The organism is Ramlibacter ginsenosidimutans, from assembly GCF_016654015.1.
Classification (GTDB): Bacteria; Pseudomonadota; Gammaproteobacteria; order Burkholderiales; family Burkholderiaceae_C; genus Ramlibacter; species Ramlibacter ginsenosidimutans.
Genome location: NZ_JAEPWM010000002.1, coordinates 339,129 through 352,009, shown reverse-complemented (window position 1 = coordinate 352,009; position 12,881 = coordinate 339,129). Strand labels below are relative to the sequence as shown.

General features: G+C 61.9%; 13 protein-coding genes and 1 tRNA gene. 8 read left to right on the top strand and 6 right to left on the bottom strand.

The annotated features are described in order from the left end of the window. Positions 1 to 46: 46 nt before the first annotated feature. Together JJB11_RS07575 and JJB11_RS07570 are read left to right on the top strand one after the other, a co-directional pair. Positions 47 to 122, top strand: a tRNA-Arg gene (locus JJB11_RS07575). 81 nt (positions 123 to 203) lie between these two features. Beyond that, on the top strand, positions 204 to 2,183 hold the full coding sequence (locus JJB11_RS07570) for a site-specific integrase (RefSeq protein ID WP_201167913.1): 1,980 nt from the start codon (positions 204 to 206) through the stop codon (positions 2,181 to 2,183). Between the two features lie 44 nt (positions 2,184 to 2,227). Here JJB11_RS07570 and JJB11_RS07565 read toward each other — a convergent pair whose 3' ends face one another. Further along, positions 2,228 to 2,908 (bottom strand): hypothetical protein, encoded by a 681-nt coding sequence (locus tag JJB11_RS07565; protein ID WP_201167910.1) that lies wholly within the window; start codon positions 2,906 to 2,908, stop codon positions 2,228 to 2,230. 85 nt (positions 2,909 to 2,993) lie between these two features. On the opposite strand from JJB11_RS07565, the gene JJB11_RS07560 reads away from it, so the two are divergent. From JJB11_RS07560 to JJB11_RS07545, 4 genes are read left to right on the top strand one after another with little or no spacing between them, the layout of a single operon-like run. Next, positions 2,994 to 3,641 (top strand): hypothetical protein, encoded by a 648-nt coding sequence (locus JJB11_RS07560; RefSeq protein WP_201964688.1) that lies wholly within the window; start codon positions 2,994 to 2,996, stop codon positions 3,639 to 3,641. After that, positions 3,638 to 4,882 (top strand): hypothetical protein, encoded by a 1,245-nt coding sequence (locus tag JJB11_RS07555; RefSeq protein ID WP_201167907.1) that lies wholly within the window; start codon positions 3,638 to 3,640, stop codon positions 4,880 to 4,882. Before JJB11_RS07560 ends, JJB11_RS07555 begins: the two co-directional genes overlap by 4 nt. A 57-nt stretch (positions 4,883 to 4,939) precedes the next feature. Next, the gene (locus JJB11_RS07550; protein ID WP_201167904.1) at positions 4,940 to 5,413 is read left to right on the top strand and encodes a hypothetical protein; all 474 of its coding nucleotides are present in this window, start codon (positions 4,940 to 4,942) and stop codon (positions 5,411 to 5,413) included. A gap of 25 nt (positions 5,414 to 5,438) precedes the next feature. Beyond that, positions 5,439 to 5,792: a hypothetical protein gene (locus tag JJB11_RS07545; protein WP_201167901.1), complete on the top strand. Its 354-nt coding sequence runs from the start codon at positions 5,439 to 5,441 to the stop codon at positions 5,790 to 5,792. A gap of 325 nt (positions 5,793 to 6,117) precedes the next feature. On the opposite strand, the gene JJB11_RS07540 is transcribed toward JJB11_RS07545, so the two are convergent. The 4 genes from JJB11_RS07540 to JJB11_RS07525 all read right to left on the bottom strand — a co-directional run bounded on the left by JJB11_RS07540 (position 6,118) and on the right by JJB11_RS07525 (position 9,158). Next, the gene (locus JJB11_RS07540) at positions 6,118 to 7,035 is read right to left on the bottom strand and encodes a hypothetical protein (protein ID WP_201167898.1); all 918 of its coding nucleotides are present in this window, start codon (positions 7,033 to 7,035) and stop codon (positions 6,118 to 6,120) included. Beyond that, positions 7,035 to 7,430 carry a hypothetical protein gene (locus tag JJB11_RS07535; protein WP_201167894.1) on the bottom strand — a complete coding sequence of 132 codons (396 nt, stop codon included), beginning with the start codon at positions 7,428 to 7,430 and terminating at the stop codon, positions 7,035 to 7,037. The genes JJB11_RS07540 and JJB11_RS07535 overlap by 1 nt, the downstream gene beginning before the upstream one ends. Positions 7,431 to 7,765: 335 nt before the next feature. Then, complete coding sequence (locus tag JJB11_RS26525) at positions 7,766 to 8,068, bottom strand: helix-turn-helix domain-containing protein (RefSeq protein WP_340643138.1); 303 nt, start codon at positions 8,066 to 8,068, stop codon at positions 7,766 to 7,768. A gap of 469 nt (positions 8,069 to 8,537) precedes the next feature. Then, complete coding sequence (locus tag JJB11_RS07525; protein WP_201167888.1) at positions 8,538 to 9,158, bottom strand: hypothetical protein; 621 nt, start codon at positions 9,156 to 9,158, stop codon at positions 8,538 to 8,540. A 354-nt stretch (positions 9,159 to 9,512) separates the two neighbouring features. On the opposite strand from JJB11_RS07525, the gene JJB11_RS26520 reads away from it, so the two are divergent. Both JJB11_RS26520 and JJB11_RS07515 read left to right on the top strand, forming a co-directional pair. Beyond that, entirely contained in the window at positions 9,513 to 9,641 is a 129-nt protein-coding gene (locus JJB11_RS26520) for a hypothetical protein (protein ID WP_340643137.1), read from the top strand. A gap of 501 nt (positions 9,642 to 10,142) precedes the next feature. Beyond that, positions 10,143 to 10,469 (top strand): KGG domain-containing protein, encoded by a 327-nt coding sequence (locus JJB11_RS07515; RefSeq protein ID WP_201167886.1) that lies wholly within the window; start codon positions 10,143 to 10,145, stop codon positions 10,467 to 10,469. A 308-nt stretch (positions 10,470 to 10,777) separates the two neighbouring features. On the opposite strand, the gene JJB11_RS07510 is transcribed toward JJB11_RS07515, so the two are convergent. Further along, positions 10,778 to 12,874, bottom strand: a complete 2,097-nt coding sequence (locus tag JJB11_RS07510) for a UvrD-helicase domain-containing protein (RefSeq protein WP_201167884.1) — start codon at positions 12,872 to 12,874, stop codon at positions 10,778 to 10,780. Positions 12,875 to 12,881 lie beyond the last annotated feature (7 nt).

Sequence of the window (12,881 nt, the reverse complement as noted above, 5' to 3'; positions counted from 1 at the left end):
CACCGGCGGCCGTGCGACAATGCGATTGTTGGCCTAGCGCCTGCCAGCGGCTGTAGCTCAGTGGATAGAGTATTGGCCTCCGAAGCCAAGGGTCGTGGGTTCGATCCCCGCCAGCCGCGCCAAGTCTCCGGATCAGCCTTGATTTCCTTGGGCTTTTTCGACTAGGCCTCGCCTCCTGCACCGCCCTAGAGCAAAGGGTGGTCATGCAAAATCTGGAACGACGGCCAAGTGGCGTGTATGTCGCGAGACTCACCGTGCCGGCCCGACTTCGTCCAGTGGTCGGCGCGTCGGTGTTCATCGCCAGCACGCGCACCCGCAGCCTGGAGATGGCCAAGCTGCTTGCCGGGGAACTGATCGCCGGCTGGCGGCGTCAACTGTTCGAGTTGGACCGCCTCAGCCTGCTGCGATGCTCAATGTCTGAAGATTCGATCCTCAAGATCGCCGACGGCCACCCCCTTCTGCTGGCTGGAGGCCACGTCCCCCTCGATCAGGCGGCAGCCGTAGTGGGGCTCGCAGCGCATGATTTGCTGCGCCAGGCCGCCGAGGGCCGGCTCTCCCTGTACTGCCGCCTCGACGGCGAGCCTGGGTACCGGGCCCCGTTTTCCAGCTTCGAGCCGGATGATCCTGAACTCGGAACCGTGATCGTCCCCGGCCCGCACAACCGGCCTCGCGAAGCAAGACTGCACCGCGCGTTCGGTGTTCACCGCGTGCCGCAAGATGACCTCGACGCCGTCGCCGGCACGCTGCTGAAGGGGGAGGCTGCCCGAATCGTCGTCTTCGAGGTACTCACGGCGGCTGTCGGCCGCCTGGCCTTCGTTCCCGAGAAGACCTACGCGCTTTCGGAGCAGCGCGTGGAGGTTTCGGCGGCAGAACTCGACGCCCTTCGCAGAACGATGGCCGAAGCCATCGAGCCCCGGGCGCTGGACGCTGCTCGCCGCAAGGCTCGCGACGATCAGCCGCTCGATACGAGTACCAGATCCACATCCCTTCCGCTGACGGTCGCGGTCGAAGAGTACTGCCGGCTGAGCTTGCCGCAGAAGCTCAGTTCGCCGAAGGAAATTGCGCGCATCCGCACTGGGCTCCTCCTCCTCGCGGAGTTCGAGGGCGACATGGCGATCGGCAAGGTCAGCGCAGACACCCTTCGCCACTTCCGGGATACGCACGTCGCGCAAATGCCGGCGCGGGAGAACCAGGTTCGGCAGCAGTACAAGACCGACTCGATGACCGCGTCAACGCGCGCGATCAGGGGAACCGAGTGGCCGCTGATGTCCCCCGCCGAGCGGGATATGCGCATGAAGTGGATCTGCCGGATGTTCCGGTGGCTGCATACGCAGAAGTGGATCGCCGACGATCCATCGACGGGGCTGCGCGGGGAATCCGTACTCACGAAGGCCGAGCGCAAGCTGCAGTCGTTCGCCCAGAAGGACAGGGAGGAGTTCACCAAGGAGGAGATCGGGCAGATCTTCACTGCGCGGGTGTACCAAGTCGACTCCTGGAAGCCGACCCGAGGGGGGACGTTCAGGACTTTTCAGCCGTTCCACTACTGGCTGCCGCTTCTGGGCTACTTCACGGGGGCCCGCATCGGCGAGCTGTGTCAGCTCCACCTGGACGACGTGCGCAGCGAGGACAGCGTCTCGTTCCTCGACATCAACGAGGCCACCGCCGACAAAAGCCTGAAGAACGCGTGGTCGGCAAGGCGCGTGCCCCTGCATTCCCGGCTGCGGGAACTCGGATTCATCGAATGGTGCGAGGCGCTCCGGCAGCAAGGGTTTCGTCGGGTATTTCCCGAGTTGGCCTGGAACCCGACGAATCGCTACGCCAAGGAGCCTATCCGGGCCATGTCTCAGTTGTTTGAGAAGCTCGGCATGCCGCGCGACGGCACGAAGGTTTTCCACTCGTTCAGGCACGGCGTGAACAACCATCTGCAGAAACGGTCCTCGATGCCGGACATCATGCGCAAGCGAATGATGGGCCACGAGCCCGGCGAGGGAGTGAATGAACGCCACTACCTGAGCGACCCCCGGCCTTCGGAGATGCTGGTGCACGTTACGGACCTCGGCGCTGCACTTCCGCAACTTGCCGCATTCGATGTTCAGGTCGGGTTGGTTGCTGTCCGCGACGCGTTACGGCGCAAGAACAGCGGTCGCGGTGCTCAAGAGGCCATCGGCCCAGATAAGAAGTAGAGTCGAACCGACTGCAACGGGCGGGCGCTGCGCGGCGCCCCCACTTAGGGGTCAATCTCCTGCGCGTTCAGTTCCCGAATCAGCTGCATGCAGACGCTGCGACGCTCCGACTCCGGGTGACTCGCAAGCATTGAACACATCTTCCCTACAGTCGATTCCGGTTCACGGATCGGAAAATCACTTGAGCCGATGTACAGCTCGAACACGGTCCCTTCGTTTGTGCACGCGGTGCGGGCGAGATCCCGGTACGCGCTGTATGCTTGAAGCAGCAGCACCAGGTTGTCGAGATCATCTTCAACAAGTGCTTCAGCCGGGTCGCGATCAGCGTGCTTGAGGAAGTTAGCAATCTTGCCTCGCTGTCGCCAAAAGTGGCGTACAGCTTCCGGAGAAGCGGTCGCGGAGAAGTCGCGGTATTTCGAGTCTGGCCCGATTGGAATCTGGTCTGCCAACGCCGCTACGGCCGCCATGAAGTCTGGGTCGTTCGCCAGATGCATCGGCAATGCTCCTCGACGGTAGTCTCGTACCACATAGAAAATGGACGCCAGGTAGGTGTCCGCTGCCTCGTCAAGGCCGCGCTCGGCTTTTAGATCGCGAAGTAAGCCGTACGCTGCGTAAGCGACGGTGTGGATGGCCAGCTCGTCCTCTTCGGCAAAGTACATTCGCATCGCGGCGCGCAGCTGCCGATCGGCAGCTGCCAGCTTAGTGATGTGAATGCGGGCGCCCATGACCCATGCGTTGACTTCGAGATCAGATCTTTATAGCTCGGACGGGGCATTGTCAACCGCGGCAAGCAGGGTCAGGCTCCCCACCGTGTACCTGATTCATCCGAGCCAGCGCCTTGTTGCGGCGTTCCGCGCCAAGCCATTCCAAGGCGCGCGGCCGAGCGATGCGGAGTTCATTTTCGTCGGACTGGACGCGAACTACGATTCCGAAATCGAGCGGAACTCGAGCGTGTTCGCACGCGTATTGGAATACCACGCCGATGGCGTTGCGTTCTGGAAGCGGCACGATGTACACCACCCCTTTCTCCTTGAGGGGTACGGCGCTCGCGACGGCGTGCTGTATCACCGGAACTTCGCGAACATCCGTCTGGGCGCAGAGCACGCTGGACGATTTTCTTTCGTTGAACTGCTTCATGTGCCTACAACGGGCATCAGCCAACTCGACGAGTCGGATCTCGACCCGGGCCACCTAACGCAGTTGGCCTCGCTGATCCAGGACGGTGCGCGGCGCAAGCTGTTTCTCTCCGACAAGGTGATTCGTCTGATGCGTACCACCCAGCACTTCGGCTGGCTGCCCAAGCCTGTGGCCAACCAGGTACTCCCGATGCTTCATCGACTGGGCCAGACCACTGTGTACCAGCACCTGCACTTCTCGAACTACGGCCGCTTCAAGGACCGGATGACGAAGGAGGCAGCCGCCATCGCTGTTCTTGCCACCCAGGGGCATGGACGGTGAGGAACGTCTTCGACCAGTATGAGCAGATCGAAAATCGGGTCACGCACGCGCTAGGCACTGCACTGCACGAGAGCCACAAATTCCTGGAGGCATTCTGTCGCGGCGTGGAACACCCTTTACCGCTCCATGCCAAGGTGCGCGTCGCGATTCAACATCGCCCGGGAGTACACGCGCAATTAAGCGAGGAAGAGGCGCTGCGCCGGGGGCTGCCGGACTTGTGGATTGACGATGGTGCCGATTGGGCGCTCGTGATCGAGTGCAAGATCCAACATTCGATCTCATTGCCTCAGCTCAGGGCACACGAGCGTGAAGCTCGGCAATACGAGAACTCCAAGGTCATTCTGATTTCGCCTGAAAGGGCTCCGGAATCGGTCTCCTCGGTGTTCAAGTGCATCTTGTGGACCGAGGTCTATGAGTGGGCCAAGGCGCTCGCCCGAGACCCCTGGGCAGAGAAGCTGGTCAGCTATCTGGAAGTGGTGGAGAAGAAACTGGTTGATGAGGAGAAGGGCTTGAACGGCGCGCTCACAACATTCACGGGCATCCCCTTCAGCGCTGAGGAGCCCTATTCATACATGGAGGCTAAGCGACTCCTAAGGCTTTTGATGGACGGATTGCGCGACAGATCTGACCTGCACCGAGTGCTGGGCGTGAACCTCCGACGAAAGGGGAGAGGGTCAATCAAGGGAAAGGTCAGCTTTTCTGTGTGGGACATGTTGCCTCTCGCGGGGGACGACGAAAACTTCACGAGGGCGCCCCACTTGACGGTGGGGATCAGGAGTACTGAAGCGGTCGCGCAGCTCACGATTCCTGATCGCGTCTCCCAACCGACGCGCCGGCTGCTCATTGGCGCGGACGTTACCGATTTCGAGGCCGGTTTAAATGAGTTCGTACGCTCGGTGCGGCGAGTCCTGCAACGCGACAGCGGTGCCAAGCCGTACGTAGAGGTGGTTCAGCGTCACTGGCCTCGAGGAAGAGCTGCTCCTTCCACCTACGACGCAGAAATAGTGTTTGATCCGAGAACAATTCGGGGCGACGGAAAGATCATCCAGCAGTTCGAGTGGATCCAAGCTGCCTTCGACGCCATGCAGAGCCGCAAGGCAAACCTCCAGTTGGCCGTAGGAGTGCGATTCCCGTACGAGACGTCGTCCGTGGTCGGCACGTCGACGTTCGCAGACACCGTTGCTGAAGTCTTCTCGGCTACAAGCACCTTTTTGAGCCGCGTCGGCAGGCTCCCGCCTTAGGAGGCGCTGCCTCCTCCCGGGTAAGTGATAGAGCACCAGTTCGCTGTGAGGAATGCCATGACCACATACAAGCGAGGATCCTCGTGGCCCAACGAAGGCTTCGTTCAAGCTGCCGTAGAGGCGTTCTTTCGCGGCAGCGGGTTTGAGATTGAGAAGCACAAGACGATTGACGTCGTGTGCTCACACATGAAGACGGGTGATCAATGGCGGGTGGAGGCCAAGGGGCTAACGACGGCTGTGGGCCTCGATTTCAGAACTGGGCTCGGCCAACTCGTGCAGGGCATGAACGAGCAAAGCATGCACTACGGGCTTGCCGTGCCAGACATTCCCCAATTCCGGCGGCAGGTGCAGGCCGTTCCGTCCTGGGTCGCTGAGAAGCTGCGGATTCACTGGCTATACGTGCGGGAGGACGGCTCTGTGAACGTAGAAACTGCTTGGTCTGATCACTCAAGAGACACTGACACCGCGCAGCGTGCATCCGGTAGGCCGATGCGTGCTGATCACGCAACCTCGGACTTGGACGTGGACTGAAATACCAGGTAGGTTTGGAGTACACATGAATCGCTTTCAACGCGCATCGCAGATTTGGGCGGTCCTGGCGTGGGCTTCCACGCACCGCCAGTCCCTCACCTACGGACAACTCGCTCGAGTAACAGGCGCCTTCACCGGCGGCCTCGGGGCGCTTCTCGAGCCCGTCCAGTCGTACTGCCTCGTCCACAAGCTTCCTCCTCTCACGATCTTGGTGGTGCAACAGGAATCTGGTTTGCCCGGCGCTGGATTCACCGGCGCGAGCGCTGGCGATCTTGCGACGGCACAGGCCAAGGTGTTTGGGTTTGATTGGCTGGAGCACGGAAACCCGGGCGCCGAAGCACTGGAGGCGGCGACGAAGCAATTTCCGAGCAACGGGTGAGCGCCCTGATCGTTCGCTCGTTCTCAGTGGATGGTGACGCACCCCCTGGGTAAACTGCCTGCGACGGAGTGCGCGTCCCCCCAGTCAGCGCCGCGTAGTGTTCCGCCAGCCCGTGTCCTCCAAGAGCAACGAGGGCCGGTGAAGGGCGGACTCGACGTTGGCCATGTCCCAGTGCCGCGCCGCTCCGCTCCCAGCGGACCACCCGAACGGAAAAGGGCCTGTTCGGCCATTCCGAGCGGTGTGTGCTCCCATCCGGCTATGGGCCCGTATGGGTATGGTCAGATCCGTCCCACCACCGAGTCACCGCTAAACCGTTGATTTCCCATCAGTCGGCGCGCCAAAGGGCGTTTATTGGGTCCGGCAACATCCAGTCCGTGCTCACCGCCGGGAAATGCATGCAGTGGTACCCCGTGCCGGCAAGTTCCGGGTGCAAGGCCAGCAGGTGCGCCAGGTCGTGCGCGCGGGTGCGCCCGTCTCGGCCAGACTGGATATGCCGCAAGATCATGCTGCCCACCCGCGCCTTGCAGCCTGAACGGCCCCACGGGATCACTAGGCTGCGATCAGGCGTCTTTCGCGATAACAGCCGCTGCAGCCAGCGATCACCGATCCATTCCTCGTCGGGGAGTTCTCGCAGCATCAAGCGCCTTCGGAAGAATGCCCTCAGATCTAGGTTGAGCAGGCCTTCCAGGCTCCTGAGACCGGCGGCGCGCAACTCGTCGGCGCCACTGAGTCGAAGCTCCAAATGGCAGCAGGGTTGGTCGGTCGACACCTTGCTCGGCCTATGCGAATAGATGACTAGACACCTGCCCGCCCGGTTCTCGACCGAGTCATCGAAGTAGGTGGTCCTGCCATGAAAGCACCGCACCTCGCGGCGCGGCGTGAGGTCTTGCACTAGCCGCGCCTCCGCATAGTCGTGGATCCTCCTCGCGTCACGAAAGTTGGCCGTGTAGACGTCCAAGGCGACGTGCACCCTGGTGATGGCGCTCGTGAGCTCCGGCATCGACTCCAGCGCCGCAGGGCGAGGCTGGTGAAGGTAAATCGAATTCACGAATCTGCTCTCGTAGGTGGGCTTCTGGGACGGCCCGTAGGTTCCTCCTGAGTTCTCGCGGATATGCTTGATGTAGTCTGACCTGAAGAACCGAGCCTGCTGGATTTCGACGCTGTCGATATACGCGGCGGTTCCTCTGACACGGTCGAGGATCTCGGAGGGAGGCGAACTCGGTGTCTGGCGGGAAGTTTCCATCAGAAAAAGAACCCTCGGTTCACGCTTTTGCGCTTTCGCTGCACCTCCGTCAGCAGCCCGGAGTCGTAGTCGCGTGCCGTGAGCAGCGCCCGCCACAGGCTCGCCTCGTCCCCATCAATCTCTGTTTTCCGGACCTCCTCGGCTTGTCCTTCCCCTAGGCCGAGGCTGCTGATGATGTCTCGGTGCGCCGTTTCGACGAGTTCCGCGGCAGACGCCCATGTAGCTAGAGGCACGTCCAACCACTTGAAGGGCGTATGCTCAAGCGCGCCGAACGTTTCCCCGCAGTTGGTGCACCTGTACGTGTTGCCCCCCATCCGCACCACTTCTCGTCGGCAGGAACAGATGATTCCGCCCAGTCGTCCTTGCGCGTGCGCAAGGCGCTCCAAGACTTGCATATCAGCATTGGTACGCCTCCTGGGCAATGGGGCGTGTTGACGGAGTTCAGTTGGCATGCTTTCACCTTCGTTGCAGTAAGTGGAGGTTCTGTCGCTTACATGTAAGCGACAGCGGGAGCCCACGGCCCCGTCCATCTATACGACCGAGGCACGGAATGCGTGCTAGCGCGGCCGGCCTGCTATTATTTGCGTAGCAAGCATCCTGGATAAACCGAGGCAATTCGGGGTATTCCACCGAGGCGAACTACGTTTCGGCGCCTCGCTTGGGGATCGGCGCGCCGCGGACGTTTCTTGGGCCCCGTGCATGGGTCACCCGCCAGCAGACTCTGACCTCGTTACTGATCTACCTTAAGTTGTGTCCGCTTCCTGAGGCGCCCCCGGGCCTCGACTTCCGCTACGAGGTCTTTCAGGAGTTCCATCGGGTCGGCGTCGATCTCCGTTGCCCACCGCAGGTACTCCAGCAGGTCCAGGAGGCGCTCGCCGTTCTCCACCTCGCTCACGAACGGCTGGTGCTTGTGCAGTCGGCCGGCCAGCTGCTCCTGGGAGATCTGGGCGTGCCTCCTAGCCGACGCTCTTGGAGATGCGCTTCGCCAATGGCGCGGTGAATTTGCGCACCCTAGGCGGCGAGTAGGCTGCACTCTCCCGTACTGGCACGGGACGATACGCGCTCCGCGACGCGGACGAGATCTCGTGCCCTGACCTCAGTACGCCCCGAGACCTGAGTAGTCACGGCGATGCCGGGGTGCGGTGCTCTAGAAGATCGAACTACTACACTGCGCTACTGACCGTCCGCTCAGCGCGGGGGATTTTTTTAATCGGAAAATCCGCTCCCCGAACGCGGGCAGACTCATCGCCAGGCGCCTACTACTAGGTGTCGCTTCGTAGCAGCATCCGCTACTAGGCTAGCAGGTCCCCAATGAAGCCCCGTTTGATTAAATATCAAAGAAATCGAACCGGAGCTGGCCGAGCGCGAATTCGACGTGTACTGCGCTCCTTTATCGCGACGAGGTGTCTTCATGGGCTTCGGCGCGAGTTTTCGGGTCCGTCACGCAGCCGGACGTGGCGTGCCCTCGGATGGGTCTACCGGCGGTGTGACCGAGCCGAGGACTAACAGCCGCGACTGCGAGCGGAACATCCGCCATCCGACAGATCGGTGTTCTTGCGGGCCTCGTCGGCGGCGGCTTTCATTTCACCGACATACTTAGTGACCTCTGCGATGTAGCCGCTCATGATTCCGTGGATCGCGCGCGACTGCTCGGTGTTGTCGTTCACTAGGATGGCGAACCTGAGCTGCGACGCGGCCCCTTCGGCGATTGACATGACATTCACTGCCGGCGCGAGCTCCTTGTGCCCGTCGAAGTCTTCTGGCGCGAATTTTCCGAGCATCGCCCGGATTGCGTTCAGTTGCCCTTCGGCATCGCGGAAATAGGCCGTGCTCTGGGGCTGATGCGTCGTGTCCGCTGCAACCTTCTCGCAGACGGCCCGCACCGCGTAGCAAAGCTGAAAGGCGCTTTCCATCCGGCGCGCCCGCTCGTGTGCTCGGTCCGCATAGCGCTGCGTCCGTTCCCGCTCATGCTGCCACGCGGGCATAAAAAGGGCCACGACCACAACGGCCACTGTCGTACCAGCCTGCGCCCATGCCGCAGCGTCGGCACTAGACTTAATTGGCCACTGTTTCAGGCAGACCGCGAATACCGCGGCTGCGAACAGCGCTGCGACTACGGCCACGATCGTGATGGGACTCCTGCGCATTCTGCCTCCGCTGTTCAGGAGAGATGGTATGTGCAATCTGGCCCAGGGTCCTGATACGCGAAGGACGTTTCCGGGAGCAACGTCCGCCGTTGGCGCGATTGAGGGATGCCGTCACGGCAGGTTACCTTGGATGGGTCATGCCCACGTCAGTGCGCGCCAAGTGAAGTGCAAGAATGCGGCGACGGTTGCACCTTACCGGAGACCGACCTGAACAAGCTCGCTGCTCTTCTCGTCATCGTCGCTGCTTCTTGGAGTGCGCACGCCGCGGACTCGGCCTGCATGACCGCCGCGAAGGAAAGGAAGCTAGCAGGCACTGCGCGGAACTCGTTCGTGAAGAAGTGCGAGGCCGACGCCAAGGCGAAGTGCGAGGTCGCCGCCACCGAGAAGAAGCTGTCCGGCGCGGCCAAGAACAGCAACGTGAAGAAGTGCGTTCAGGAGACCGGTCCGTCGTCGTCCTGAGCGCGACCCAAGCGGTACCGAAGAAGTCGGCGCACCGCGAGTATCTGAACTTGGCGCCGGTGCCACAGTAGCCGAATCTCGCGCGCGCTCGCGGCGTGGCTTCATGCCAGAAACAGCCCACGAGCACCACACTCGCCGCCTGTTCACATTTGTTTGCGGAACCGGAAGGCGCTGGTTGGCCTCGTCATTTTCTGCCGCGCAAGTCGACGTGCTCGGCTTAGACGTGCGCTCGCGCGTTCGGCCTCATTCAGCCGTGTGCCGACGCCTCCTACCCTCAACCGCGCCCGGATCTCGGTAGAGCACCTGAGCCAACGCCTATGTCCATCGGCAGCAAGCCGCCGTCCTGCCCCGCGCGCACGTCTGACGAGGTAGGGAAGCTCCTACACCCGCCTCCACTCGCGACCGACGATCGCGCGGCGGGCTTGCAAGCTCAATAACACCCATGCGTGGCGCAGACTAGTCATGCAGTTCCAACATTAAGTTCGCAAGGAGATCCTCAAAATGGCTTCCAACAACCAGGGCAATCCTGGCGGCAAATCCAATCGGGGCTTCGCCTCCATGGATCCGCAGCGCCAGCGCGAGATTGCCAGCGAGGGTGGGCGCGCCGCCCACGAAAAGGGCACCGCCCACGAATTCACTTCGGAAGAAGCCCGTGAAGCCGGTCGGAAGGGCGGCATGGCCCGTAGCGCTAATCGCCGCAATGCAATGAACGCCCCCAGCATAAGCAGCGGCAGCTCGCACGCGAGTGGCAGCAACATGGGCGCCTCCCGTGGCGGCGGTAGTGGCGGCAGCGGAAGTAGCGGCGGCGGCAGCCACGGCGGCATCTAAAGCCCTTAGGCTCCGCACCTGGGTCGCCGGCCGACGGCGCCCTTTTTTCCGGGAGCCTCAGTAGGTTCTTGTAGGGCGGATACTTCCCGGACAGCTCCGTTGAAGCGCGAATGCCGGGAACCGCTGGGCGCGCAGGAGCTTCCGCGAGCTGTCACGCTTGTCCCTGACCTTGATGGTCCGCCAAGCCGTGACGGCGAGATCCCATCATGGCAGCAACGCAACCGGCTCCATCAAGTATTCGCCAGGACGGATGCTCCTTCTGCGCGCCGTTGACTTGGATGATTCCTAGCAGTTTGGTGGGTAGCAGATCAGCGGCCCGCTACTAAGTCGTCTAGGAATTCTGACGCGGGGTCCACGCTCGTCACTAGTAGATGATCGCGAGCACGGGTGCAAGCCACGTAGAGTAGATGCCGCTCAGTGTTGTAGACCTCCTCCAGGTCGGCATTATCAGCAACGGACTCGATGCGCGACTGCAGCGGAACGATCTCTTCGTCGCAAGCCATCACTGCCACGGCCCGAAATTCAAGCCCCTTCGCGAGACTCATCGTGCAGAGCGATGCTGACCCGCTCACCATTTCGACCTTCTCATCGAGAACGCGGTAAGGCAGTGATGCCGCGTCGGCGGCAGCCTTTGCTCGATCCATCTCTGCATCGGACCGTACGAAGATGGCGACCTCATGTGGCGGCAAGCCCTGCGCGATGCGATTGCGGAGCCAAGTCGCCGTCGCTGCGATCTCAGCCCCGCGATCAGGGAAGCATTGGATTACCGGTACCGGCCCATTGAACACGGATACGGTACCGCGCCGATCTTCGGTGTTGCCATCGACGTCTGATATCTCGGGCCCAAGCAGCCGGTCGGCATGCATCCGGATCTGGTGCGATGTACGGTAGTTGATGTGGAGGGTGCGTGATCGCCCGCGGACCTCCACCCCGAGTGACTTCCAGGAAAACGGCGGCTGGAAGATGCGCTGGCCCAAATCGCCCGCGAAGAACAATCCATTCGGGCGTCCGCCGGCCAATGCTGCCAGGAACCGCAGTTGAGAGACGCTCACGTCCTGTGCCTCGTCTACCACCACGTAGTCGAACGGGAGTGCCTTGCGCGCCAACAGTTCCGCGGCCAGTTGCGTAAACAAAGCGGAATACGTCAGACAGCCCTTCGCAGAAATGTGCTCGCGGAGGGGGGCGAACACCGCCCACAGCGCGACACGTTGCACTTCCGACAGGCGAGTCTTGCGGCCGAGCCGCTTGACGTCGCGGTAGGCCTCCCAACTGTCGAGCTGCCACGCGTCTACCACTTCGTCCCATTCGCCGAGGAGAAACGCCTGGCTGAACTTCAAGTCCTTCATCGGCCGAACGATCTCGGCCAGGGCTTGGCGAAGTTCAGTGCGCGCGAGGATGCGGGGCCGGCCATGCTGCACTTCGTACAACCTCTCGGCGACGGCGTCCATCGCGTGCACCTCCACCCGCTCCGCTAAGCGCGGCTCATTGCTGACCAAGCGCCGGAGCTTGGTTTTCAACGCATTGGCTAACGTGTCGGAAAACGTCGTGAGCAGCACCCGGCTTTCGGGGTGGATACGGGCGAGGAACACCGCCCGATGTAGCGCTACGATTGTCTTTCCGGTGCCGGCCGAGCCTGACACCCTCGCGGGGCCGCCGTAATCGCGCTCAACCCATTGACGCTGCGCCGGGTGCAAGAAGATCGTCCACTTTTCCCAAGGAAACAAGAGGGCGCGCTCGAGCTCCTCCATATCGTTCATCACACGGAACCGGCGTTGCGCATCCGGGTGGCTGAAGGGGTCCGATCCTACGGGTGCCACGAACGGCACCGTCGGTGTGCCGCCGGTTGCCAATTCCAGCAGGGCCTCCGCCGCTTCGCTGGGGAGGTGGTCTGCCAGCGCGAGCAAAGCATCTTCATCGGCATTACGGACGTCGGCTAACCATTCGGGTGGCACGCCGTAGCCCAGCAGCTCGTCATCAGAACGCGACAGAAGCGGCCTGGACGTGTCGACCTTCCAGGCACGTCTGGCCTCCTCAGCGGCGATTAAGGCTTGAGGACGAGCCACTTCCTCCACCCGTTCCCGAATCTCAACCCATTGAGCAGCGCCGGTCGTCGGATGTGTTTCCAGCTTGCGCCGTTCGGCCCATCGGTAGGCTTTGTCGTGATGGTCGACGTAGCACAAAAGCATGCTGGCTGTCGTCTTATGTACGATCAACCGGATGTCGCTGCTGACCCGGACCGACCAGAAGTTCTTGTCTTTCGCCTTGTCCAGCTTATGAAGACTCATCCCCGGGTTGATCGAGTTAAGCTGAAGATCGAAGGCGGTGGTCTTGACTAACTTCTGCTCCTCGCCCGTAAGCTTTGCCAAGCTGTCGGTGAACGTGTCTGAGATTCGAAAATCAAACATGGTCGCG

Bases quoted from the DNA above. Each gene is read 5' to 3' on its own strand.
- JJB11_RS07570 (WP_201167913.1), top strand. From the start codon at position 204: ATGCAAAATCTGGAACGACGGCCAAGTGGCGTGTATGTCGCGAGACTC.
- JJB11_RS07565 (WP_201167910.1), bottom strand. From the start codon at position 2,908: ATGGGCGCCCGCATTCACATCACTAAGCTGGCAGCTGCCGATCGGCAG.
- JJB11_RS07550 (WP_201167904.1), top strand. From the start codon at position 4,940: ATGACCACATACAAGCGAGGATCCTCGTGGCCCAACGAAGGCTTCGTT.
- JJB11_RS07545 (WP_201167901.1), top strand. From the start codon at position 5,439: ATGAATCGCTTTCAACGCGCATCGCAGATTTGGGCGGTCCTGGCGTGG.
- JJB11_RS07540 (WP_201167898.1), bottom strand. From the start codon at position 7,035: ATGGAAACTTCCCGCCAGACACCGAGTTCGCCTCCCTCCGAGATCCTC.
- JJB11_RS07535 (WP_201167894.1), bottom strand. From the start codon at position 7,430: ATGCAAGTCTTGGAGCGCCTTGCGCACGCGCAAGGACGACTGGGCGGA.
- JJB11_RS07515 (WP_201167886.1), top strand. From the start codon at position 10,143: ATGGCTTCCAACAACCAGGGCAATCCTGGCGGCAAATCCAATCGGGGC.
- JJB11_RS07510 (WP_201167884.1), bottom strand. From the start codon at position 12,874: ATGTTTGATTTTCGAATCTCAGACACGTTCACCGACAGCTTGGCAAAG.